The 24,635-nt window shown below is 37.2% G+C and carries 23 protein-coding genes; 6 read left to right on the top strand and 17 right to left on the bottom strand.

Translation table 11 applies throughout. The features are described 5' to 3' along the window. Window positions 1-121: 121 nt before the first annotated feature. On the top strand, window positions 122-478 hold the full coding sequence (locus ACWNMY_RS16615) for a hypothetical protein (protein ID WP_449539375.1): 357 nt from the start codon (window positions 122-124) through the stop codon (window positions 476-478). Here ACWNMY_RS16615 and ACWNMY_RS16610 read toward each other — a convergent pair whose 3' ends face one another. Both ACWNMY_RS16610 and ACWNMY_RS16605 read right to left on the bottom strand, forming a co-directional pair. Further along, window positions 479-1,045 carry a competence protein ComK gene (locus ACWNMY_RS16610; RefSeq protein ID WP_449539374.1) on the bottom strand — a complete coding sequence of 189 codons (567 nt, stop codon included), beginning with the start codon at window positions 1,043-1,045 and terminating at the stop codon, window positions 479-481. A gap of 146 nt (window positions 1,046-1,191) precedes the next feature. Continuing rightward, window positions 1,192-1,404: a hypothetical protein gene (locus tag ACWNMY_RS16605; protein ID WP_449539373.1), complete on the bottom strand. Its 213-nt coding sequence runs from the start codon at window positions 1,402-1,404 to the stop codon at window positions 1,192-1,194. 154 nt (window positions 1,405-1,558) lie between these two features. Here ACWNMY_RS16605 and ACWNMY_RS16600 point away from each other — a divergent pair, with 154 nt between their 5' ends. Continuing rightward, window positions 1,559-1,795, top strand: coding sequence for an IDEAL domain-containing protein (locus ACWNMY_RS16600; RefSeq protein WP_449539372.1), 237 nt, complete (start codon window positions 1,559-1,561; stop codon window positions 1,793-1,795). A 73-nt stretch (window positions 1,796-1,868) separates the two neighbouring features. On the opposite strand, the gene aceA is transcribed toward ACWNMY_RS16600, so the two are convergent. From aceA to ACWNMY_RS16585, 3 genes are all read right to left on the bottom strand, one after another. Continuing rightward, a complete protein-coding gene (gene aceA, locus ACWNMY_RS16595; RefSeq protein WP_449539371.1) occupies window positions 1,869-3,146 on the bottom strand; it encodes an isocitrate lyase in 1,278 nt (425 codons plus the stop codon). 32 nt (window positions 3,147-3,178) lie between these two features. Then, window positions 3,179-4,768 carry a malate synthase A gene (gene aceB / locus ACWNMY_RS16590; RefSeq protein ID WP_449539370.1) on the bottom strand — a complete coding sequence of 530 codons (1,590 nt, stop codon included), beginning with the start codon at window positions 4,766-4,768 and terminating at the stop codon, window positions 3,179-3,181. Between the two features lie 1,410 nt (window positions 4,769-6,178). Beyond that, window positions 6,179-7,441 (bottom strand): M48 family metallopeptidase, encoded by a 1,263-nt coding sequence (locus tag ACWNMY_RS16585; RefSeq protein ID WP_449539369.1) that lies wholly within the window; start codon window positions 7,439-7,441, stop codon window positions 6,179-6,181. Between the two features lie 661 nt (window positions 7,442-8,102). Between ACWNMY_RS16585 and argS the strand changes: the two genes are divergently transcribed. After that, window positions 8,103-9,788: an arginine--tRNA ligase gene (gene argS, locus ACWNMY_RS16580; RefSeq protein ID WP_449539368.1), complete on the top strand. Its 1,686-nt coding sequence runs from the start codon at window positions 8,103-8,105 to the stop codon at window positions 9,786-9,788. Window positions 9,789-9,809: 21 nt separating this feature from the next. On the opposite strand, the gene ACWNMY_RS16575 is transcribed toward argS, so the two are convergent. The 7 genes from ACWNMY_RS16575 to ACWNMY_RS16545 all read right to left on the bottom strand — a co-directional run bounded on the left by ACWNMY_RS16575 (window position 9,810) and on the right by ACWNMY_RS16545 (window position 15,758). Then, window positions 9,810-10,118 carry an MGMT family protein gene (locus ACWNMY_RS16575; protein ID WP_449539367.1) on the bottom strand — a complete coding sequence of 103 codons (309 nt, stop codon included), beginning with the start codon at window positions 10,116-10,118 and terminating at the stop codon, window positions 9,810-9,812. Between the two features lie 11 nt (window positions 10,119-10,129). Next, window positions 10,130-10,435 (bottom strand): AzlD domain-containing protein, encoded by a 306-nt coding sequence (locus ACWNMY_RS16570; RefSeq protein WP_449539366.1) that lies wholly within the window; start codon window positions 10,433-10,435, stop codon window positions 10,130-10,132. Then, the gene (locus ACWNMY_RS16565) at window positions 10,428-11,153 is read right to left on the bottom strand and encodes an AzlC family ABC transporter permease (protein WP_449539365.1); all 726 of its coding nucleotides are present in this window, start codon (window positions 11,151-11,153) and stop codon (window positions 10,428-10,430) included. The genes ACWNMY_RS16570 and ACWNMY_RS16565 overlap by 8 nt, the downstream gene beginning before the upstream one ends. A 207-nt stretch (window positions 11,154-11,360) precedes the next feature. Further along, the gene (locus ACWNMY_RS16560) at window positions 11,361-12,137 is read right to left on the bottom strand and encodes an enoyl-CoA hydratase-related protein (RefSeq protein WP_449539364.1); all 777 of its coding nucleotides are present in this window, start codon (window positions 12,135-12,137) and stop codon (window positions 11,361-11,363) included. Window positions 12,138-12,308: 171 nt separating this feature from the next. Then, entirely contained in the window at window positions 12,309-13,862 is a 1,554-nt protein-coding gene (locus ACWNMY_RS16555) for a fatty acid--CoA ligase family protein (RefSeq protein ID WP_449539363.1), read from the bottom strand. Window positions 13,863-14,030: 168 nt separating this feature from the next. Then, the gene (locus ACWNMY_RS16550; RefSeq protein WP_449539362.1) at window positions 14,031-15,020 is read right to left on the bottom strand and encodes a lipoate--protein ligase; all 990 of its coding nucleotides are present in this window, start codon (window positions 15,018-15,020) and stop codon (window positions 14,031-14,033) included. 6 nt (window positions 15,021-15,026) lie between these two features. Continuing rightward, window positions 15,027-15,758 carry an MBL fold metallo-hydrolase gene (locus tag ACWNMY_RS16545; RefSeq protein WP_449539361.1) on the bottom strand — a complete coding sequence of 244 codons (732 nt, stop codon included), beginning with the start codon at window positions 15,756-15,758 and terminating at the stop codon, window positions 15,027-15,029. 179 nt (window positions 15,759-15,937) lie between these two features. Between ACWNMY_RS16545 and yhfH the strand changes: the two genes are divergently transcribed. Further along, window positions 15,938-16,066, top strand: a complete 129-nt coding sequence (gene yhfH / locus ACWNMY_RS16540; RefSeq protein WP_449539360.1) for a protein YhfH — start codon at window positions 15,938-15,940, stop codon at window positions 16,064-16,066. A gap of 36 nt (window positions 16,067-16,102) precedes the next feature. On the opposite strand, the gene hemY is transcribed toward yhfH, so the two are convergent. The 4 genes from hemY to ACWNMY_RS16520 all read right to left on the bottom strand — a co-directional run bounded on the left by hemY (window position 16,103) and on the right by ACWNMY_RS16520 (window position 22,096). Then, window positions 16,103-17,530, bottom strand: a complete 1,428-nt coding sequence (gene hemY, locus ACWNMY_RS16535) for a protoporphyrinogen oxidase (protein WP_449539359.1) — start codon at window positions 17,528-17,530, stop codon at window positions 16,103-16,105. Window positions 17,531-17,606: 76 nt separating this feature from the next. Then, on the bottom strand, window positions 17,607-18,542 hold the full coding sequence (gene hemH / locus ACWNMY_RS16530) for a ferrochelatase (protein ID WP_449539358.1): 936 nt from the start codon (window positions 18,540-18,542) through the stop codon (window positions 17,607-17,609). 39 nt (window positions 18,543-18,581) lie between these two features. Then, window positions 18,582-19,619: a uroporphyrinogen decarboxylase gene (gene hemE / locus ACWNMY_RS16525; protein WP_449539357.1), complete on the bottom strand. Its 1,038-nt coding sequence runs from the start codon at window positions 19,617-19,619 to the stop codon at window positions 18,582-18,584. A 338-nt stretch (window positions 19,620-19,957) separates the two neighbouring features. Continuing rightward, a complete protein-coding gene (locus ACWNMY_RS16520) occupies window positions 19,958-22,096 on the bottom strand; it encodes a transglycosylase domain-containing protein (RefSeq protein ID WP_449539356.1) in 2,139 nt (712 codons plus the stop codon). A 308-nt stretch (window positions 22,097-22,404) separates the two neighbouring features. On the opposite strand from ACWNMY_RS16520, the gene ACWNMY_RS16515 reads away from it, so the two are divergent. Both ACWNMY_RS16515 and ACWNMY_RS16510 read left to right on the top strand, forming a co-directional pair. Continuing rightward, the gene (locus ACWNMY_RS16515) at window positions 22,405-22,908 is read left to right on the top strand and encodes an antibiotic biosynthesis monooxygenase (protein ID WP_449539355.1); all 504 of its coding nucleotides are present in this window, start codon (window positions 22,405-22,407) and stop codon (window positions 22,906-22,908) included. A 224-nt stretch (window positions 22,909-23,132) separates the two neighbouring features. Next, window positions 23,133-23,441 (top strand): hypothetical protein, encoded by a 309-nt coding sequence (locus ACWNMY_RS16510; protein WP_449540514.1) that lies wholly within the window; start codon window positions 23,133-23,135, stop codon window positions 23,439-23,441. 148 nt (window positions 23,442-23,589) lie between these two features. Here ACWNMY_RS16510 and ACWNMY_RS16505 read toward each other — a convergent pair whose 3' ends face one another. Next, on the bottom strand, window positions 23,590-24,630 hold the full coding sequence (locus ACWNMY_RS16505; protein ID WP_449539354.1) for a GntG family PLP-dependent aldolase: 1,041 nt from the start codon (window positions 24,628-24,630) through the stop codon (window positions 23,590-23,592). Window positions 24,631-24,635 lie beyond the last annotated feature (5 nt).

The raw sequence follows: 24,635 nt of genomic DNA, 5'->3' as shown, positions 1-24,635 counted from the left end.
TACATGTTCCTACAGTAAAAGTATTTCGACACTAGAAATACTTTTTCCTTCACCTTCTTGATTCTTCTATAAAAATATTTTATTATATATACAAACGTATGTTCTTTTAGGAGAGGAAATCATGACAAGAATACCCGATGATGACCGTGAGATTTTTGAAAAAGCAATATTTTTGCCAATGGTACTTACCATTCTGAACCGTGACCTTTCAGCAATAGACTCTGCTGGTTTTAAATTAAAGAAGCCATATCTCCAATTAATCGAACACACAATGAAAAAAGTTCAAAAAGATCTCTATATAGTCAAACAACGAATGAAACAGAAAAATATGAAGGTATGGGAAAAGCAAAGAGATGAGGCATTTACCTTGTTTTCGTTCATATATAGAGGTTATGAAGAGGAGCATAACTACTTTAACCCACGAATCCGAAATGAGGTACAACAACTACTCGAATCTTATTTAATTGAAAAACGCTAATTACTTACTTGGTTGAAACTGATCTGGACTAAAAGATGATATTTCTTCATTTTTGGGGTTTATTACAAAATTAATATGTTTATTGTGTTTATCCATTCTATTTGTAACAATTGTCCGGAGCTGTGCAGTTCTATGGAGTTGGTTTTGAAAGGAGCCTTTTGAAATTTGCAACTGGATTGCTTGCTTATTTGAAAAGATTACAGTTGTATTCTCATGTTTGTGATACGTACATTCTGAAATATAGTGATGCGATAGCCATGCACAATCATGCTTAGTTGGAGAAGCAGTCGGAAATAGAAAAATTTTATTGGACGCCTCTACAATAATCGGAGCTTTATGGGTAACTCCCATCATTTCACGCGTACCTTCCTGTCTACCTTTTAATGAACTACCAAAATAACGACAGCTATGATCGACAATGTCGATTGGTTTCATAGCTACTACGTATTCACCTTCAACTTCAAGCACCCTAGAACATGTATTATTTCCTATTTCAATAGGAAGAACTGCCATAGTGTCCGGATTAATTTCATATTCCACTAAATAACTCATTTGCTTACTTTCCATCTATACATCCCCTTTTTATGTTTGCTACTTTTTATAAATGAAAGCGTTTTAATACTATCATTTCTAGGTATATTTAACTATCCTTTTCACAAAATGTTCACAAAAAAAGTGGTATTCTTTAGGAAGAAGACCACTAGACACTTACATTATGAATTTTCATTAATTTGACCTAGTTCTTTATCTGCGATATATGCGTTTGCTTGTTCTAATGTTGTATGCTCATCAACAGAATTGCCCGCATAAACAGATTCTGAAAGAAAAGGGTTATTTGTATCTAGAGAATTTGACATCCCAAATACAGGGTTTAAGGGAGTGTTCACGGGTATGTCATTGTTCGAACGCTCATTTGGATTTTTCATTTTTTACACCTCCACAATTAGCTTGGTTTTAAATACCAAATATCATACAAGGAAATCGAATATTCCAACTAAATTTTTAAAAAATCCAAAAATTCAGTTGATTTTCCTTACCCTCGTAAATATACTAGTAAAAAGGATTTAGGGGTGAGCTTTCATGAAAAAAAGAAAAACGTATACAGAAATCATGAAGTCACGTGATACAAAAAATTTCAGGTCACCTAGAGAAACGGTTTTAGACATATATATTCAGATGATTATTGATGAGAGCCTATTTATCCGAAAAAAAGCTTTGTTAGAATTGAAAGTGAATGAAGCCATTGATACTAGAAATGAAGATTTATTTATGGAAGCATCGGCAGAGTACCGCAATTTGTTTCGAAAGACAATCTAGCGTCTTCTAAGCCATATATTTATGAAAAAAACTGACTAACATCAACGTGTTAGCCAGTTTTTTTGTTTGCTACTTATTTTGTGAATTGTGCTTCCTCAGTTGATCCTTTTAATGCCGTTGTGGAAGAAGTTCCACCTGTAATTACTTGAGCCACTTCATCAAAATATCCTGTTCCAACTTCCCGCTGATGTCTTGTTGCTGTATATCCGTATTCTTCACTCGCAAACTCTGCTTCTTGTAACTCTGAATAAGCACCCATGCCTCGTTCCTTATAGCCTCTTGCTAGCTCAAACATACTGTGGTTAAGTGCATGGAATCCAGCTAACGTTACAAATTGGAATTTATAGCCCATTTTCCCTATCTCTTTTTGGAAATTTTCTATCGTATTATGATCCAATTTCTTTTTCCAATTAAAAGAAGGAGAGCAGTTATAAGCTAATAGTTTACCAGGGAACTTAGCGTGAATAGCATCTGCAAAACGCTTCGCTTGCTCTAAGTCTGGCTCTGATGTCTCACACCAAATTAAGTCGGCATATGGTGCATATGCTAAACCACGTGCAATCGCCTGATCAAGTCCGGCTTTCGTACGGAAGAAGCCTTCAGGTGTTCGTTCTCCCGTGATAAATTCTTGATCTACTGGATCGATATCACTAGTGATTAGGTCTGCTGCATCAGCGTCTGTTCTTGCCACTAAAATAGTAGGAACTCCCATTACGTCCGCTGCCAGTCTTGCTGAAATCAAATTACGTACAGCCGTTTGAGTTGGTAATAGAACCTTGCCACCTAAATGACCGCATTTCTTTTCAGATGATAACTGATCTTCAAAATGGACACCAGCAGCTCCCGCTTCAATCATTCCCTTCATTAGTTCAAATACATTCAACTGCCCACCAAAGCCTGCCTCTGCATCCGCAACAATTGGAGCGAACCAATCCGTGTCTCCTTCGCCCTCTAAATGTTGAATCTGATCTGCACGCTGTAATGCTTGGTTAATTCGTTTAACAACGCTTGGTACGCTGTTTGCCGGATATAAGCTTTGGTCTGGATACATATGTCCTGATAGGTTTGCATCAGCAGCAACCTGCCAGCCACTTAAATAAATTGCCTTAAGACCGGCTTTTACCTGTTGTACTGCCTGATTACCAGTTAATGCCCCCAACGCGTGAACATAATCTTCTGAATGAAGAAGGTTCCAAAGCTTTTCAGATCCTTTACGAGCTAATGTGTGCTCAATATCAATGGACCCACGAAGGCGAATGACATCCTCTGCAGTATATGGTCTTTCAACCCCATTCCATCTAGAATTCATTTCCCAGCTTTCTTGTACTTTCTGTGCTCTTTCATTTGTCATTGTTTTTCCTCCTAGTTTTATATTCTTGTAATTTATAAAATTTCATATCCAGGCAATGTTAAAAACTCAACAAAATCGTCTGCAGAAATTAATTCTTCAAAAAGTCTTGTTGCTTCCACAAAACGACCAGCTTCAAAAGACTCTTTCCCTACCTCTTGTTTTATTTTTTCAAGCTCTTCTTCTTTCAATTGTTGAATAAGCTCAATCGTAACTTTTCTGCCATCCTCTAAAATCCCTTTAGGATGACGGATCCACTGCCAAAGTTGAGCTCTTGAAATTTCTGCTGTAGCTGCATCCTCCATTAGGTGATGAATTGGTGCTGCTCCCCGTCCTCGCAACCAGGATTCAATATATTGAATTCCAACATTAATATTCGTTCGAACTCCCTGTTCCGTAATACTTCCTTCTGGAACAGCAAGTAAGTCCGCTGCAGTAACCTGAACATCCTCACGTTTCTTATCAATTTGGTTTGGTCCACCCATGACCTTATTAAAAACATCCAATGCAACAGGTACAAGTCCTGGGTGGGCAACCCATGTACCATCATGTCCATTATTGGCCTCTCGTTCTTTATCTGCCCGAACTTTCTTGAAGGCGTCTTCATTTGCCTTTGGATTGTTTTTTACAGGTATTTGGGCAGCCATTCCACCAATCGCATGAACATTCCTTTTATGACAAATTTTAATGACATGTTGTGAGTACGCACTCATAAATGGAACTGTCATTGTAACCACTGACCGGTCTGGTAATATAACATTCTTTGCATTTCGGAATCGCTTTACATAGCTGAAGATATAATCCCATCTTCCACAATTTAGTCCCGCAGAGTGTTCTTTAAGTTCATATAAAATTTCATCAACCTCAAATGTAGCTAGAATTGTTTCAATTAATACAGTTGCTTTAATAGTCCCCTGTGGAATGCCGAGTTCCTTTTGTGAAAATACAAATACATCATTCCATAATCTAGCTTCATGATGGCTCTCCATTTTTGGTAAATAAAAATAGGGACCACTACCATTTTCAATCAAACGTTTTGCATTATGAAAAAAATATAGGCCAAAGTCTAGTAAACTTGCAGAAATTCTTTCCCCATTTAGGATGATATGTTTTTCTTCCAGGTGCCACCCACGAGGACGGACAACGAGTGTTGCAATTTCTTCCTTTAACTCATACTTTTTCCCATTCTTATTTTCAAACACTATCGTTTTTCTAACTGCATCACGTAAATTGATTTGACCCTCTATTACATTTTCCCAAGTTGGAGAATTCGCGTCTTCAAAATCGGCCATGAAAACCTTCGCACCAGAATTTAGTGCATTAATAATCATTTTCCTTTCAACAGGTCCAGTAATTTCGACTCGTCGATCCTGTAAATCCTTTGGTAGTGGGGCAACTGTCCATTCTCCATTCCTAATATGTTCTGTTTCAGGTAAAAAGGTTGGCATCACGCCTTTATCAATTTCTCGCTGCCTCTCTTGTCTTTTCTCAAGTAGATGCTTTCTAATTTTTCCAAAATTACTTTCTAGTTTTTCAATGAAGTGCAAAGCACTTGGTGTCAAAATTTCATCATACTGCTCATTCATCTTTCCCATAATTTGAATACCAGAGGTTTGTGTCGTCATTTTTTCCTCAACACCATCCTTTTATTGTTATAATACAGATTATTAATACTAAAAGTATTATATAACAGAGTTTTTAGAAATGGAACAATTTTCTTTATTTTTTTATATAGCAATTTACAAAATAGTGATTCTGTACTATAACAAAACAGATAATAAAAACCTTGTTCACAGAATTACAACTGTGAACAAGGCTTATATATGTAGATTATTGAGGTTTAAATGATTCTAGCCACAGTTTGGTATTCTAAGGAATAATACTCCAGTTGTGAATGTACCTCTGAAGGAAATGCAAAAATAGCATTCGCAAACAAAGGATACGCATGCTTTTGAGAGTTGGAGTTAGTATAATCCATTCGCAAATTCCAGAATAAGGTAATAACAGGCCTGTAACGGACTGGTTTTTCAATAATCTTCCAGTTGCGAATGCTTTTCCTGTGTAAATGCAAAATTAGCATTCGCAAACAAAGGATACGCATGCTTTTGAGAGTTGGAGTTAGTATAATCCATTCGCAAATTCCAGAATAAGGTAATAACAGGCCTGTAACGGACTGGTTTTTCAATAATCTTCCAGTTGCGAATGCTTTTCCTGTGTAAATGCAAAATTAGCATTCGCAAACAAAGGATACGCATGCTTTTGAGAGTTGGAGTTAGTATAATCCATTCGCAAATTCCAGAATAAGGTAATAACAGGCCTGTAACGGACTGGTTTTTCAATAATCTTCCAGTTGCGAATGCTTTTCCTGTGTAAATGCAAAATTAGCATTCGCAAACAAAGGATACGCATGCTTTTGAGAGTTGGAGTTAGTATAATCCATTCGCAAATTCCAGAATAAGGTAATAACAGGCCTGTAACGGACTGGTTTTTCAATAATCTTCCAGTTGCGAATGCTTTTCCTGTGTAAATGCAAAATTAGCATTCGCAAACAAAGGATACGCATGCTTTTGAGAGTTGGAGTTAGTATAATCCATTCGCAAATTCCAGAATAAGGTAATAACAGGCCTGTAACGGACTGGTTTTTCAATAATCTTCCAGTTGCGAATGCTTTTCCTGTGTAAATGCAAAATTAGCATTCGCAAACAAAGGATACGCATGCTTTTGAGAGTTGGAGTTAGTATAATCTATTCGCAATTTCCATAATGAGGAAAAACATCCCTTTGATCACACTTCCGTTTTGTATGGTTTTCCTAAGTAAAAGCAAGTAAAGCATGCGCAAATGAAGATACGCATGCTTTAGGAAGGGGATATAAGAAAATCCCATTCATAAAACCCATAATAAGGAAAAACACCAGCTGTAATCGCAAAAATCCCTAACAACAAACAGGTCTTTAATGATCTAACATATTTAGTTTCCACCAGTTAGATGACGGGAAACTGCCCCCCCTACCCGTTAGTATTTCTAGTCTCATAACTTACTCCTCTTTCTTCTCAAATTCATTTGTATACGTTATTCTCTCCAGCATAGTTGGATGTCCATATCTAAACAACTTCACTAAAAATGGTGGATTCACTTGGCTTAAGCCTGCTTTTGACAATTCTTGAAAAGAGGAAACAGCAGCTTGATTGTCCTCTGTCATTTCAAGTGCATACAAATCTGCAGCCTTTTCTTGATGTCTTGAAACCGCATTTGAAACTGGGTCCGATACAAAACTAAGAACAGAGATTAACAATAGAAATACGGGTAGGACGGCAATATCCTTCACGCTTGAAATCTTAAACATCTTGCCCCATTTTCGAATCATAAATGTCATAAGCTTGCTGATAATAAAAAGTCCAACTAGGGTTAACAAGAGATATCCCGCAATCCCTACATAAATATGCTTCATCACATAATGCCCCATCTCATGTGCCATAATGAACAATATCTCATTATCATTTAACCGCTGAAGTGTCGTATCCCAAAGAACTATGCGAGAATTTGACCCAATGCCTGTCACATATGCATTCAACGCATTTGTCTTTTCAGACATATTTACCTCAAACACATGATCAGCTGGTATTTCTGCTCGATCTGCTAAGGCGAGTATCTTTGATTCAAGATCCTTATCTGTTAATGGGAAAAAATCGTTGTAAAGCGGATCGATGATAACCGGTTGAACAAACATGAGAAACATGGAAAACGGGATGGAAAGGAGCCATGCGTGAAACCACCATCTTTTCTCATTCCTTCGAATCAACCAGAACAGAACTCCGATGATCACAATCATAAGTGCATAATTTACCCAAAAGTCAATTAAAAGATCTTTCATCCAGCTTTGAGTAGATTGAACGGTGATATTATACGTTTTTGACAAATTGTAACTAATCCATGATAGTGGAAACGATAACACTTCAACTAATAACGAAAGCCAAAAAAGATAGATAGCCGTCTGAAGAATCGAGAATTTTGTTGAAACCTTTGACCATTCTCGGAACTTCGCTGATATGCCGATTACTAAAACAAGTATATAAATCAGCCATTCAAAAGGCACAGATAAGAAAAACAATAGATTTCTAATTTGAGAATACTCTTCACTTAATAAAAGTTCCCGTTCATTCATGAAGGTCTGTGGATCGGCAGGACTTCCTTTTAACTGTGCAGGGATGTCCGTATTCGCCCCGAAAAATAAATACCACGCAATAAATAATCCAAAGACCACATAAATTCCTAGTGACCAACCAATGACTTTTTTCACAAAGCTGTTCCCCCTTTATGTACAACCCTTCTATTAGTATTTTAGTAAAAAGTAAGGCCACTTAGAACAATGACTTTATATCTAGTATCTCCAAGTATTGTTATCTACATGTTTGTCGGAGCTTAAATTACCTTGTAGCCTCTAAGTATTCGTTGACTTCTATTTTAAAATTGGATATTATGAGAAAAATATATTGAAAATTCTATGAAGAAGAGAGTAATCTTGATGAATTTCTAAAGCGAGTTAGGGATGGTGGAAGCCTAACGGAAGTATCAAGATGAACCGCACTTCTGAGGAGCTAGCCCGAAATTTTAGAAAGGTGTGTTCAAAAAGGAGGATGAAAAGGACCGCGTCGACAAGAACGCCACATCCTGTGGCATTGTCGACACTAACACATCCTGTGTGTCGAAAGGTCGAGGCGGCGCAGCTTTGAGTACCGGAGCGTATGCAGTTAATACGTGAGGAACGGAGAAGCAAGCCAACGAAGAAATTCGATGTGTCATTTTCACCGGACTTTTTGAACTTCCCACAGTAGGGCTTTGCCGGGAAAACCCGTTACTTATTAAGATGGTTCAATTGAACAATTTGAGTGGTACCGCGGGTGAAATCTCGTCTCTTTTACAGAGACGGGATTTTTTTATTTTGTAAGGAGGTTAGTAATGTGAACGTTAATAATGTGTTTGCTGAAGAAATGCGTAAACAACTTCAAGGTATTTTTACTGAAGAACAAGTGCAAAAGCTTATCGAGAAACCAAAATTTCAGGACCTGGGTGATCTATCGTTCCCGTGCTTTACACTTGCAAAACAGATGAGAAAGTCTCCAACTGAAATTGCAAGTAATTTGGCTATTTCCATTCAAAACCCCCTATTTCAACAGGTAGTCGCAAATGGTCCATATGTAAACTGCTTTTTAAATAAACAGGTTATGAGTAAAATCGTATTCCAAAAAATTCTAACTGAACAAGATGCATACGGAAGTCATGACTTTGGTAAAGGGGCAACCATTACAATTGATTTTTCCTCTCCAAATATAGCTAAGCCTTTTTCAATGGGACATCTGCGTTCTACTGTAATAGGGAATGCTCTAGCAAACATCGTGCAAAAATGTGGGTACCAACCTATCCGGATTAACCACCTTGGTGACTGGGGCACTCAATTTGGAAAATTAATCGTTGCTTATAAAAAGTGGGGAAATGAAGTTGCTGTTAAACAAAATCCAATAACGGAATTACTCAATTTATATGTACAATTTCACAAGGAAGCAGAACGTACACCAGGACTTGAAACTGAAGCCAGAATGTGGTTCAAACAGCTTGAAGATGGCAACGAGGAAGCTAACACCCTGTGGCACTGGTTCAGAGAGGAATCTCTTAAAGAGTTTTCACGTATTTATACTCTTCTTGATGTTGAATTTGACTCATACAATGGTGAAGCATTTTATAATGACAAAATGGAAGCAAGCCTAGAAAAGCTGCAAGAAAAAAAACTACTATCCGAATCAGATGGTGCTTCAGTCATTGATTTGTCTGAGCATAACCTTCCGCCCTGTTTAATAAAAAAATCAGACGGTGCAACTCTTTATGCGACGAGAGATGTAACAGCTGCTATCTATCGCCAGGAAAATTTTCATTTTGAAAAAGCTATTTATGTCGTTGGTCATGAGCAGAGTCTGCATTTTAAACAAATTTTTCTCGTGTTAGAAAAAATGGGTTATGAGTGGGCTAAAGAAATGATCCATGTGCCATTTGGCTTCATTCTGAAAGACGGCAAGAAAATGTCTACTAGAAAAGGAAAGATCGTCCTTTTGGAAGAGGTTATTGAAGAAGCCATTCAGTTAGCGAAACAGAATATAGAGTCAAAAAACCCAACCCTAGAAAACAAGCCTGAAATTGCCAAAATAGTTGGTGTAGGAGCAATCCTCTTCCATGATTTAAAAAATGAAAGAATCAACAATATTGAATTTTCGTTAGAGGAAATGTTGAAATTTGAAGGCACTACCGGTCCCTATGTACAATATACACATGCGAGAGCTTGTTCAATTTTACGAAAAGCTCCTCATGTCAAAACCGTAACCAAAGGACTGAATGATCCTTACAGTTGGTCGATTGTGAAGCTTCTAATGGAATTTCCATCAGTTATTGAAAGAAGTATGCAGCTTTATGAGCCTTCTGTTATTGCTAAATATGTTATTGAGCTCTCGCAGGAATTTAATAAATATTATAGCCATGTTAAGGTCCTACAAGAAGATAATGAAATGAATGACAGACTTGCACTTGTAAAGTCTGTTACTACGGTACTAAAAGAAGGCCTACGTTTACTAGGTATAAAAGCTCCGGATGAAATGTAAAAAAGCCCATCTACTGGGCTTTTATTCTGGAACATACTGATATTTTGCTAATTTAATTTTGTTAGGACTTTCAAATTCCACACCCTCATCTTGGAGAAATATTACTTGTGCAGCATGTGTCTCTTCATCACGAATTCCAATCTCACCCTTTGCGTTAACAACACGAAACCAAGGTAGATTGTATTTTTTACTCAGCGTATGTAGAATCCGTACAACCTGCCTTGCCCCTCGAGGGCTCCCAGCAAGCTTTGCAATCTGTCCGTACGTCATCACTCTTCCAGGGGGGATTTGATCAATGATTTGTATTACATTTTCGGTAAATGGCTTCATATCCTAGTCCTTTACATAAAAAATGAATAAATACTTAAGGCAATGATTGAGCTAAGTACAACCACAATAACATTTGCTCCTAAATAGGCAACTACAAAAGCAACTACAGCACCAATAATACCAAACCAAATATCTTCATTTATTGTGAAAATACCAGGTATTATCAGAGCTCCCAGTATCGCAAAAGGAACATTTTTTAATACATTTTGTAGAAAGGGTGGCAATTTAACTGAGTTAAATACGACTAGCGGTAGCATCCTTGGGATATACGTGACAAGTCCCATTCCAATTATCATGATTAGTATTGTCTTATCCATGCTGTTCACCTTCTTTACCTTTTCCTACTAGACTGATAACAGCTTCAACCCCTATTGCTGCAACAAGTGTAGCTACAACAATCGACCAACCTGGCTCAAGGAAGAAACTAAAAATCGTATTTAATATAGCGGCGCTTGCTGCAAGAACAACGACCTTTCGCTGCTTTTTCAAGGATGGTACAAGTAAGCCAATAAACATCGCGTATAAGGCAACTGACATGCTCTGCTGAAGAACCTGTGGAAGACTTGCACCAATTACATGCCCAATTCCTGAAAAAATAACCCAGCTTCCATAAGAAATCGAAATTACACCAAATAGGTATCCGGTCGTAACAGTTCCTTCCTTCACAGCTGCAACTGAAAATGTCTCATCTGTAATCCCAAAGGAATATAACGCTTTTTTTACTGGATGATCCTCTTCAACCTTTTCATTGAGTGACGCGCACATTAAAAAGTGACGAATATTTAATATAAACGTCGTGAGAATAATTTCAAATATACCTGTACCCACTGCAATTAATTGTAGAGCTATGTACTGAGATGCTCCTGCAAAGACTATTAGGCTCATCATTACTGTCTCAGTAACAGTTAGACCTGTGGATTTAGCCAGCAAGCCAAATGTGAGCGCAACTGGCATGTATCCTAGACCAATGCTAATTCCCGCTTGGACTCCACTTCGAAATTCTGAATGCTTATTTGCATATACTGTTGTTGCCATTCCCTGCATAATCCCCTTTAATGTTTTATTAATTATTGTCTTAAATTTATCATATTTTTTCAATAATTTCGGCTTAGGATTATTGGAAATTTTTATTCTAACGATTTTATTTAGCCTCATTGTAATTCTATCTATTTTATTTGTAATCTATCGATTTTACAGAATGACATAAAAAAGGTGCCTCACCTCAAGGCACCTCTACTGACTCTATTTTCCTTTAAAGTTCGGTTTCCTCTTTTCGTTAAAAGCAGCTAGTGCCTCTTCTCTATCCTCCGTTGGAATAATCACTTCATATGCTTTTCTTTCAATCTGAAAACCTGTATGTAAGTCTGCATTCATCCCCTGCTTAATTGCAAACTTAGCTTGCTGTAATGCGAGTGGTCCATTTTTCAGCATTGCATTTGCTAGTTTCAGAGATTCTGGTATTAGTTCTTCTGGCGAAACAACTTTTGATACAATTCCATAATCCTTCGCTTCTGATGCACTTAGACGTTTTGCTGTTAAAATAAGCTCCATTGCTTTCGTTTCTCCAATTAATCGAGGCAGACGTTGAGTTCCTCCTGCACCTGGGATAATCGCAAGACTCGTTTCAGTTAGTCCCATTGACGTCTCTTCTACTGAAATTCGAAAATCACAGGCAAGTGCAAGCTCCATTCCCCCTCCAAACGCATAACCATTAATGGCTGCTATTGTAGGTTGAGGGAGGTCTCCGATGCTCTCAAATACCTGCCCAATTTTATAAACATTTCGTCTTACCTGAGACTCATTTAGTGTCTTCCTTTCTTTTAAATCAGCTCCTACACTAAATGCCTTTTCTCCAGCTGCAGTAAGGATGACCACACGAACATCGGCGTTTGTACGAATATCTTCGACTACGTCTGCAAGAGCTTGTAACATCTCATAATTAAAACAATTCATGGCCTCTGGACGATTTAATGTGACAGTTGCAATATGATTTTCAATCTGGTACAACACAGTAGTCATGATTCCACCTCTTTCACAAAAAATAATACCGCTTACATCCTATTTCGCTTTTAATCAAAAAATTCCTTTAATAAAAATCTCCTCGGATATCTGTGCCTGAATTTTTTACGTTAAATTGCTGAAAACAGCAAAAAATAAAGGAACAAGCATACAAGCCTGTTCCCTTATATACTATTTATTTGAAACTAAATCTTTTAAAGCCCGACGTAGTATTTTACCCGTTGTGTTCTTTGGGAGCTCCTCTAAAAATTCTATTTTACTAGGAAGCTTGTACTTTGCTAAATGCTCTCGACAATAAGCCAATAGATCTTCTTTAGTTAGATTATTGTTCTTTACAACGACATAACAATGGACTGCCTCGCCTTGATTTGGATCGGGAACTCCGACAACTGCAGCTTCAACAACATCTGGATGATTATAAAGAACCTCTTCTACTTCACGAGGATAAACATTATATCCTCCTACGATAACCATATCTTTTTTACGATCCACGATATAAAAATAACCTTCTTCATCCATCCTTGCCAAATCACCTGTATATAACCATTCATTACGCAATGTGGCAGCGGATTCTTCAGGCAACTTATAATAGCCTTTCATAACATTTGGTCCCCGGACAATAAGTTCACCTACTTGCCCCACTGGGACCTCTTCTCCATTTTCATCAACAACTTTGTTCTCTACATTCACAATGCTTGTCCCAATTGAACCTGGCTTTCGAGGACGATCCAATGGATTAAAGCATGTAACGGGAGATGCTTCAGAAAGCCCATATCCTTCTGAGACAAGAACGTTGAATTTTTGTTCAAACCCTTTTAGAAGTGCAACAGGCATCGCAGCTCCTCCTGAAATACATAAACGCAATGTACTCAGTTCCTCAGGTTTACCCTCAGGATACTGGAGGAGGAAATTATACATTGTAGGTACACCAGCAAAGACCGTCGCCTCATATGTACGCGCTATATGGAAGATATCCTTTGGACTAAACTTTGGAACAATAAGTAATGTCCCACCATTCATCAACGGTGCGTTCAGTGCAACTGTTAAACAAAAAACATGGAACATTGGCAAAGTTGTAATCACCTTATCTTGTTCGCCAATTTTTAGGTAGTCTGCCACATCCCTAGCATTGCTATATATATTTTTATGTGTTAACATTGCTCCCTTTGGTTTGCCAGTTGTACCTGAAGTATATAAGATAACTGCAACATCATCATCATCAATTGTTGGACCAACATATGTTACATCACCTTCACCCACAACACTTGTAAACGATTTCATTTTTGGATAGATTGAAAGCTTTGATGCATCTATCCCACTATTTACCCCCTGTGGTGTTTCGCATACAATAATATGCTCTACACTTGGTAGGCGGTCAATCATTTTTTCAAAGAGTGGTACAAGCAAGTCTAACGTTATAACAGCCTTTACATCTCCATTATTAATGATATAACCAATCTCATCTGGTGTATAAATTGGATTAATTGGTAACACTGTTGCTCCCAGACGGAGAGCTCCGTAAAGGCCGATGACAAAATGGGGTGTATTCCCCAAAACAAGCGCAATATGGTCTCCCTTATTTACCCCTAACTTTTCTAAGCCACTTGCAAACTTTGTTACAGCTCCATCTAACTCAGCATATGTACTTGAAGTATCTTGAAAAATATATGCTGGTTTACTAAAGTATTTCTTTGCTGTTTCCCCTAGTTGTGTTGATATATTCAAATTCTCCCTCCTCCCGTCATGTTATGAATGAATAATCATTCATAACATGACAAAAAATAATATTCTAAATTCATTATATTGAAAGAAAATTATTCTATCAAGAAGGATTCTATATTTTTTTTAAAAGGCTGTTTATGATATCCACACAAACAGCCTTGCTAATGCTTCTTAATAAATTAGATTAATAAATTCTTCTTTTGATATTTTACCGAAATAATGTGAAACAGTGACATCCGCTAAAGCCTTTTGTAATTCGGATTTTTCATATCTTTTTCCTATTAACAACGTTTCAATTTCTTCTACATCACCAACACCAAAAAAGTCACCATATATCTTACAATTTTCAATTATTCCTTTTTGTACCTCTAGACGAACATCAATTGACCCAACTGGGAAACGATGTGTATGCTGCAAGTTAAACTTAGGTGATTTTCCATAGTTCCAATCCCAATTTTGATAACGCTCCTTTGAGATTTCATGTATCTTCTTCCAATCTTCTTCTGTTAATACATACTCAGGAATGTCTCCATCTGTTTTGAAAATATACTGTAACAGTATTTTTCTAAATTCTTCTATTGTTATCTTTTCAGTAAGGAATTCACTAATATTGGCAACTCTGCTTCTTACCGATTTAATCCCTTTTGATTCTATTTTATCTTTTTTCACTTTTAATGCAGACACCACATGATCAATTTCTGAATCAAACATTAAGGTTCCATGACTAAACATTCTCCCTTTAGTGGAGAATTGCGCATTTCCTGAGATTTTTCTTCCTTCTGCTTCAATATCATTTCGTCCACTCAGCTGTGCATTTACTCCAAGTTTATGCAATGCTTCAACTACTGGCTCAGTAAACTTTTTATAATTGTGGAAGCTTTCCCCGTCATCCTTTGTTATGAAACTAAAATTCAAATTACCTAAATCATGATAAACAGCACCACCACCAGATAAGCGTCGTACTACCTTTATTCCGTTTTCCTCTACATATTGGGTATTGATCTCTTCTATTGTATTTTGATTCTTTCCAATGATAATGGAGGGTTCATTAATATAAAAAAGTAGATACGTTTCATTAATATCTAAGTTTTTAAGTGCAAATTCTTCGATTGCTAAATTAATTTGTGGATCATGTATTCCTTTATTATCAATAAATAACATTTACTTTCACTCCCAAGTTAATCCTGATTTTGCTAATTTAATAGGTCCATTAAATTTTTCCGCTGCTTGTTTAACTAAGTCTTCATGACTTCCAAAATGGGGAAGATGTGTTAACCATAGTTCTTTTACATTACTCTCCCTTGAAATCATTCCTGCCTCTGTGCTTGTCATATGACCCATAGTTGAACCATCTTGGTCATCATATAGATTACATTCACAAATAAAAAGGTCTGCGTCTTGAGTGAATGCAATAAACTCTTGTAAGTAGCTTGAATCTGCCGAAAAGACCACAGTTTGACCACCAGCAGTAATCCTCATTGCATAACAAACAACAGGGTGCTTCGTTTTTAGAAAGGAAATCGAAAATGGTCCAATTTCGATTTCATCTTCTGGATTGTAGGCTACAGCCTTTGTATGCCCTTTGTGCTCTAGGCGAGAAAATCCTTGTTGATCAGCTGTATGACCATAGATTGGAAGTTCCTTATGTAGATTATGTATTGCACTTGTTACAAGAACTGCATACTGCAATGGGCCAATATCCGCCACATGATCATGATGGTAATGAGTTAAAATAATTGCATCAAGCTCATCGATTGATATATAGTTTTGCAACTGTGATAGTACACCACTCCCACAATCGACTAGTAAACGAAAACCTTCATGTTCGAATAAATAACCGGATGTCGCTTCATTTGCTGCAGGAAATCCGCCCCAATATCCAACAACAGTAACTTTCATGTAATCACCCTTCTTTTACCATTTTGCTGACACATCAATGGTTTAGCCTATCCTCTACCACTATAATCTATTCTAAAAAAAATTTCATGTTTTTTACCAATTGTTACAAAACAGTTATTGACATAAATTAATCTGTTATAGTACACTATAAACAATAAGAGAAACGGAGGGGTTAAAAAATGTTAGTAAATAGTACTGAATTTTTCAAGAATCTCCCACCTAAAAAATGTGCTGAATGTGGCCATGAAATCGAAGAGCAGCATGAATGCTATGGCAATAAATGCGATCATTGTAGTCAAATAAAATAATAATAAAAAGGAAGGCAGACGCCTTCCTTTTTATTATTACACTAAGATTGGTGTATTAACTTTTAAGTAATCAAGTACCTTCTGCACAGCTGCTTCGCCTTGGTCTATACAATCAGGTAATCCTAAGCCTTCGTAAGAACTGCCTGCTAAAAATACACCAGGGAGATGTTCTGCAATGTTTTGATTCACAAATTGTACTCGTTCTTTGTGTCCAACCGTGTATTGGGGCATAGCATCCTTCCATCTCGTTACAATCGAAAATTCTGGCTGATCTGTTATATTCATTGTCTTATTAAGATCATCAAGTACCACTTTTACAATTTCCTCATCCGATTGGTCGACAATTGCTTCATCTCCAGCCTTACCAACATAACAGCGGAGGAGCACCTTTCCATCCGGAGTTGTATGCGGCCATTTTTTATGAGTCCATGTTACAGCTGTAATGATATAGTCATTATTTCGTGAAACGACGAACCCTGTTCCCTCTATATCCTTTTTAATGGCATCCTCTGGAAAGGCCATTGCAACAGTAGCTACAGAGGTTGATGGCATATCCTTAAAAGAGTCGAAAAATGAGTATTGATTGAACATAGACTGTGTAACATGGTGCGGTGTCGCTACAACCACGCTATCCGCCATTACTTCTTCTCCATTGCTTAATTTAATGACATATTTCTCTTGTTTTTCAACGGAATCAACCTTAATTCCTTTAAACACCGTTCCTTGGTCAAGCTTAGCTTCAATTGCATCAATGAATGATTGAAGTCCTGTTGTTACTGTTAGAAATTGTCCTTTTGGAGCAGATGTCTCTTTCCCGCTTGTCTTTGGTTTCGGTGGAGTCGTCTGCTTCATACCTACGATAAGACTCCGATATTTTTGTTCAACCTGATAAAATTGAGGGAAAGTGGACAGTAAACTTAACTGATCAATATCCCCTGCATAAATACCTGAAAGTAATGGTTCAATAAGGTTTTCAACAACCTCATCCCCAAGACGTCTTCTGAAAAATTGACCAAGGGATTGGTCTGATCCGCCTTGTGTTCGAGGTAAAACAAAATCCATAGCGGCACGCATTTTACCAAGGGGAGAAAACAAACCTGTTGTAATGAAAGGTCCAATTTGAGTTGGTATTCCCATAATAGAACCACCAGGCATTGGATGAAGCTTTCCATTTACAAGAACATATGATTTACCAGCAGTATTGTTGACCAACTTATCTCCAAGTCCAACCTCTTCTACTAGACGGGATGCACTCTTTTTCCTAGCTAAGAAGGAATCAGGACCCCTTTCAATCACAAAACCATCTCGTTCAACGGTTTGAACCTTTCCACCAAGTCGATGGCTTGCTTCCAAGAGTATGCAATCTATCTCTAAGCCCTTCTCCTTTGCTTCTTTTTGGAGATAATAAGCCACAGTTAAACCAGTAATCCCACCACCTATTACAACAACCTTTTGATTACTCACTTAACATCGCCTTCTTTGCATTTAATTCAAGTAAGAGGATGTTTGTCTGGTGAACATCCTCCTTACCTCGCTTGTATTATTTATTTTCAAGTTCTTTAAGAACAACAGTTGCTAAACAATCAATAAATTCTGGTTTCGCGTTTGGCATTTCAGGGCGGTAGTAGCTTACACCTAGCTCTTCTGTTACAACCTTACATTCATAGTCATTATCGTATAAGACCTCTAAATGGTCAGCTACAAATCCAACAGGAATATAAACAAATGCTTTATATCCCTTTTCTTTGTAAAGGTCTCTTGTTAGATCTTGTACGTCTGGACCTAACCAAGGTTCAGGTGTATTCCCAGCACTTTGCCAACCAATCTCGTAATTCGTAACACCAGCCGCTTCAGCAATCAAATCGGCAGTCTCTTGAAGCTGCTGTGGATATGGGTCACCTGCAGCAATAATTTTTTCTGGAAGGCTATGAGCAGAGACGATTAGGACTGCATGTTCACGTTCTTCTTCAGGCATTGATGCAAACACTTGCTTCACTTGGTTTGCCCAATACTGGATAAATTTCGGTTCCTTGTACCAGCTCTCAACTGACGTAATTGTTGGACCGCCCAGCTTTTCTGCTTCCTCTTTCGCACGTCCATTATAAGATTTTACACTAAAGGTTGAGAAGTGCGGTGCTAGAACAATACTAGCTGCTTCTTCAATGCCATCTTTATTCATCTGAGTAACAGCATCCTCAATAAATGGCTCGATATGCTTTAGTCCCTGATACATTTTAAACTCTATTTCGTCTTGAATGTGATTTAAGTGTTCTTCAAGCTTTTGACCTTGTTCCATCGTAATCTTTGCAAGGGGAGAAATTCCACCAATTGCCTCATAACGGCTACGTAAGTCTTCAAGCATTTCCGGTGAAGGCTTACGTCCATGACGAATATGTGTATAATAACGTTCAATATCTTCTTCTTTATAAGGAGTACCGTATGCCATTACGAGTAATCCCATTTTCTTTTTAGTCATTACATCCACCTCTAAAGCTATAATTTAGTTCTACTTATCTTAGTTGTTTTTTGAATATTCATGGATAAATGTAGTCAAACGCTTGAGAGTCTCTGGTTTAACTGAAGGGAAAACACCATGTCCAAGGTTAAAAATATACCCATCTTGCTGCATACCTTGATCCAATATTTCCTTAGCTCTTGCTTCAATAACTTCCCATGGAGCCAATAATATAGCAGGGTCGAGATTTCCTTGAACTGCCTTTGTAATACCAAGTTCTCTTGCATTTATTATTGGTAAACGCCAATCAAGTCCTACTACATCAAGAGGTAAGTCATGCCATTCTAACGCTAAATGACTTGCCCCTACACCAAACATGATAAGTGGTACACCTTCCCCGCGAAGTTCTGTGAATATCCGGTGCATAACAGGCTTTATATAGTGACGATAATCCGCTACATTAAGTGCCCCTACCCAAGAATCAAATATTTGTATGGCTTTCGCACCTGCCGCAATTTGAGATTTTACATAAGTAATGGTCATATCTCCCAATTTGTCCATTAATGCAAACCATGCCTTTGGCTCAGCATACATGAATGCCTTCGTTTTATTATAATTTTTCGAAGGTCCGCCTTCAATCATGTAGCTTGCAAGTGTAAACGGTGCACCTGCAAACCCAATCAATGGAACTGATAGCTGTTCAGTTGTTAATAGTTTAATCGTATCAAGTACGTAAGGCACATCATCTTCCGGATGTATTTCTCCCAGATTTTCAACATCCTTTAGAGATTGAATGGGATTGCTGATGACTGGCCCAATACCAGCCTTAATTTCTACATCTACACCAATTGCAGGAAGCGGAGACATGATGTCCTTATATAAAATCGCCGCATCAACATCGTATTGCTCAACTGGTAGCCTTGTCACATACGCACATAGTTCCGGTTGATGAGTTATTTCAAACAAACTGTATTTTTCTTTTATTTTCCGGTATTCCGGCTGTGATCTTCCCGCTTGACGCATGTACCATACAGGCACGTGGGATGTCTTTTCACCTCTTGCAGCCTTTAATAAAGTATCGTTAAACCCTTTTTGCATATGTATTTACCTACCTTTCAAATCTTCACCCAAATATTTCTATAATAACACAATCAATTAGTCTGGTAAAAATGTCACGATTTAGAAGATCTTCGACTAAATACAAACGTCTTGTGTCGAACATCGAAGTCACCACATTTCCTGTGGAAGCCACTCTACAACTATAATTGTTTCTACTATCCTTGTATAGCAAACTTCTTCAAATGTCAAAAAATTGACGAACATTAATTCTACTTTTTGACAATTTAAAGCAAAAGACTTGCTTAATTCGAATAAAACATGCCACTAACGGAGTTAGTACGCTCAAAAGGGTGGTGAGAAAACTCCACCACCCGACATTACTTACTAGAAAACAGAGTAGGCTTTACTGTTTGGGATTGAATACCTTCTTCTTTTGTCTGTGAATTATATGGAACAATAAAATAGGTTGGCATAGAAAAAATGTTTACATTTTCAATTTCGTACTTTCCGCTCCCTCTAACGGAACCCACATACTTTACGGACTTTGAATTTTCTTCATATATCCGGTATTCGATGCGTTCATCCGCCGCCGGTGTCCAATTTAAAGTAACTGTAAATAATCCTAGAGGCTTAAAAGTAATGTCTGCTTTAACGTCATTTATTTCGGTAAGATGTATTGGAGGTTCAAGTTCTTCCACATCCTTTGGTGCAGAGAAGGCAGTTACCTTTTTTAGCTCAGATTGATCAAGAATCTTTTTAAAAAGCTTTGTCGGAGATGCACTCCCGCCTTTAAGGTAATGAGTTGAATCTGTAGAATCATAGCCCATCCATAATGCTCCAACCACAGAAGGTGTGAATCCAACAAACCAAGCATCTTTAATCCCATTATCAACTCCTGGTAAATTGGTTGTCCCGGTCTTACCAGCAAGAGCACCAGTATAGGTCCCAACTTTTCCGGTACCATTATCGATGACGCCTTCAAGCATTCTTGTCATATACCAAGCCGTCTGCTTCGAAAAAGCTTCGGTTTCATGTATAGAGGCTTCACCTATTACTTTCCCATTGCGGTCTTTAATCTTGCTAATAACATGTGGTTCAATCACCTTTCCATCTCGAGCAAATGCACGATACGCTTTTGCCATTGCAATTGGGGATATCCCTTCTTGTAATCCTCCTAAAGCAATTGATAGCCCTTGATCTGGAATGGTTATTCCGGTTTTTGTTAGATATTCTTTGGCTGTGTCAATCCCAAGGCGATCTAACATCCAAACGGCCGGAGCGTTCGCAGACTCTACCAATGCATCATACATTGATATTTTTCCTTTATAGATGCCTGAGAGATTGCTTGGCTCGTATTCACCATATGACATTTTTTTATCAACCAATAAAGAATATGGCTCAAATTGATTTTCATCTAACGCAGGTCCATATACAGCTAACGGCTTGATTGTTGAACCTGGCTGTCGTTTTATAAGAACCCGATTTAGTCCCCTACTAACATAATGGCGTCCGCCTATACTTGCTAAAACCCCGCCGGTATCGTTATCAAGTAGGACAAATGCCCCTTCTACTTGATCATCAACACCTGGAAAGTTGTCACGATTCTTAAATTGCTCATAGGCTGTTCTTTGAATCTCCAAATGCAGGGGAACAGTTATTGTATACCCACCTCTAAGTAATTCTTCGTTTGATAAATTGTAGCGTGTCTTAGCTTCTTCAAACACCATATCAATATATGTTTGAAGCGCAGGATCTTTTTCAACTTCCTTAACCTGTAAAGAAAGTGTCTTTCCTTGTACCCTTACTGCTTCTTCAGGCTGGAGAAATCCCTTTTTCTCCATTAATGAAATAACTAAATCTCTACGCTGCTTACTTTTTTCTGGATGAAGTATTGGGGAATAAGTTGAAGGCGCTTTAGGAATTGCTGCTAATAAAGCACCTTCCTCAACCGTTAGTTCACTTGCATTTTTATTAAAATAATAGTTCGAAGCAGATTGGATACCATATGTACCATGGCCGAAGTAAATTTGATTAAGGTACATCTCAAGTAACTCCTGCTTGCTATACTTTTCTTCTAAATTAATCGCTATGATAACTTCCTTTGTTTTTCGTAAAAAAGTTTTCTCATTCGTAAGGAAGACATTCTTAGCAAGTTGCTGGGTTATTGTACTTCCACCTTCAACCTTTCCACCAGCGATGATATCCTTATAAATGGCCCGTCCAATCGCTTGTAAATCAATCCCATGGTGCTTATAAAATCGTGTGTCCTCAACAGCAATAAATGCCTGTTGCACGTACTCTGGAATATCTTTTATAGAAACAATATCTCGATTTTCAAAATATAGTTTGGTAATAAATTGACCCTCTTCATCAACTAGTTCTGTTGCAGAGTTCATGACTAGTTTTTTGTCATCAATGACATAGTCACCTGCATATATGATAAGCAAGTACCCAAATAATCCAAGGACAAACGAACCGACAATAACTAAAAATGAGAGAAATAATTTCTTTTTCATAAAGTAACCTCCTTGGAATAAGTAAAAGCGGAAGAGACTTGAAAGAATAACATCGATTACATACTTCCATCCTGGGGCAAAAGTCGACTTCAGCACTTCCTCTGCTATTCTCAAAAGTGTAAGAAAAGCCTGCATGAAGGATCTATTTTATCCTTCTTGACGTATTGGTTTATGACCTCGAAGAGCTAGATACAATAAATTTATTAAGAGGACTTACCTATTTTTACCGTTAAATGTTTATGTTATCTTTTAGTATAACTGTAAAAGTTTCTCACTATGTATGGGTAAGCAGATAAAGGAGGAATAATATGAATTTTTTTATTGCATATGGCACCGTTGATTTTTTAGCGAAACTTAGAGAAAAGCATACGAAACAAAATATGTTTGCTTTTTATAATAATGAAACGGCTATTTTACTACACGAAACAGATAAAAAATCAGTGTTTGCAGCACCACGTAAATATGAAGTCCTTACTGGTATAGGAGAAATAGACTCCGCGGCATTTGGTGCATTGACATACATTCCCGTTACAGACGAAGGGAAACCATTATTTGAGTACAATGTCACACAAAAGAATGTGCTCTTTGAGAATATTCCTGGATTTGTGGCTTATCGAGCACTGCGTCCGATCAAAAGTGACACCTATTTGGTTGCAAGTTTTTGGTTAAAAGAATCATTTTATTTGGACTGGACGCACTCTAATTCATTTGAACATCTGGAAAAACTTATCGAAAATACAAAAGCCGGTATTAATCAAACTGTCTTTTCTGGACCTGTCTACACCAAAACATATCATTCTTTAAAAGAGTAACAGTCTTCTCTTGAAAATTTTCTGTCACTTCTCACATGTTTCCCCCTACTACATATTCTGTATTACAAACATAGGTGAACGTGCAGTTTCCCTTGCTTGATATAGGAATAATTGAATGGGGGTTTTACGATGTTAGTGGAATTAACTGCCCTACATTGGATTTATGTATCATTTATAGTCCTAATCATTGGTTTTATGGTGATGAGGAGAGACACTTCACTTATATGTATCATCGGTATATTTCTTCTTGCTATTACAGCTTATATATTGAGTTGATAAATATTGAGTATAGGTACTATGTATACAGAGAACAGGAAAAAGAAGAACAAAGAATGATAAAGGAACAAATGAAACAAGAGGCAATGGAGAGAAAATTGTTAGAAGAAGAGAAAAAGAAGCTTGAAAGTGAAGAACGTAAATTCAAAATTGAAATGGAAACAAATAAAGAGTTATTATCGAATGAGACAGACCACGACGAAATTGAACAATTAAAAGAACTTCTAAGAGTTAGAGGCTCAAATGATGAGTATTGAAGGAAAAAAAAAAAGAAATTGCTAGTCTTGCACTTGGTAAAGCAGGCTATGTTTATATATACATATAGTCCTTCTATTAGTGAAGGACTTATTATTATTCTGTTTATTGTGTAATTGTTTTTGATTGACAAAAGAATCCCTTAGCCTTTCACAGCTTATTACAATAATCATTAAATATAATTGCCGCCTTTTCAATATCCCTCAAACTTACCCCACGATATGTAGTTAATCGGACATATTGATCAGACATGCTTTTTATCTTTAATCCACATTTTTCAAGTTCATTTTCAAATTTCTTCGCCGAATAACCACTAAGGGATACATCAACAGTAACAATATTCGTATCAACCAGATCAGGATCTACCTTTATATTTTTATTATCTTTAATTTTATTTACGAGTATCTTGGCAAGTTTGTGATCTTCCTTTAGTCTTTCTACTTCATTTTGAATGGCAATTATTCCAGCCCCCGCAACAATACCTGCCTGTCGCATTCCTCCCCCAAGTAATTTTCTGATTCTCCTTGCCTTTTTTATAAATTCTTTCTTTCCGCAAAGTAGTGAGCCTAATGGAGCCCCTAAGCCTTTTGACAAACAAAACATGACTGAATCAACTGGATTTAACAATTCTTGCACAGGAATGTTGTAAAATGTTGCTACATTAAAAATCCTTGCACCGTCCATATGAATTGGAATCTTGTATTTTTTTGCAAGGGAACTTATTTCTTCAGTTTTTTGAACAGACATACATGTTCCACCCCTAAAATTATTTGAATTCTCCAAGCACAAGAGCTTAATAACTCCATCTTTTAAAATTGTTTGTAGGTGGTTTTTTTGGGGGACACCTTTCTTATCTGTATCATAAAAGACTGGTTGTAAACCAAAGTATTCATTCATAAAAGGTGATCTTTCACTATAAAAAATATGGTTAAACTGACTTATAGCAACAGCATCTCCCCTCTGACAGTGTGTCACTAATGCAATAATATTTGCCATCGTACCACTGTTACAGAACATTGCGTCTTCCTTGCCTGTAATTCGTGCTGCCAAAGATTCAAGACTATTTACCGTAGGGTCTTCCCCCTTTCCCTCTTCATTTACTCTTCCATCATCACCTACTATCGCTTGAAACATAGCATTCCTCATAGCTTTGGTAGGTTTTGTTAAGGTATCACTTCTTAAGTCAATCATCTATT

Source organism: Ferdinandcohnia sp. Marseille-Q9671, from assembly GCF_976954385.1.
This window is presented reverse-complemented; position numbering and strand designations above follow the sequence as displayed.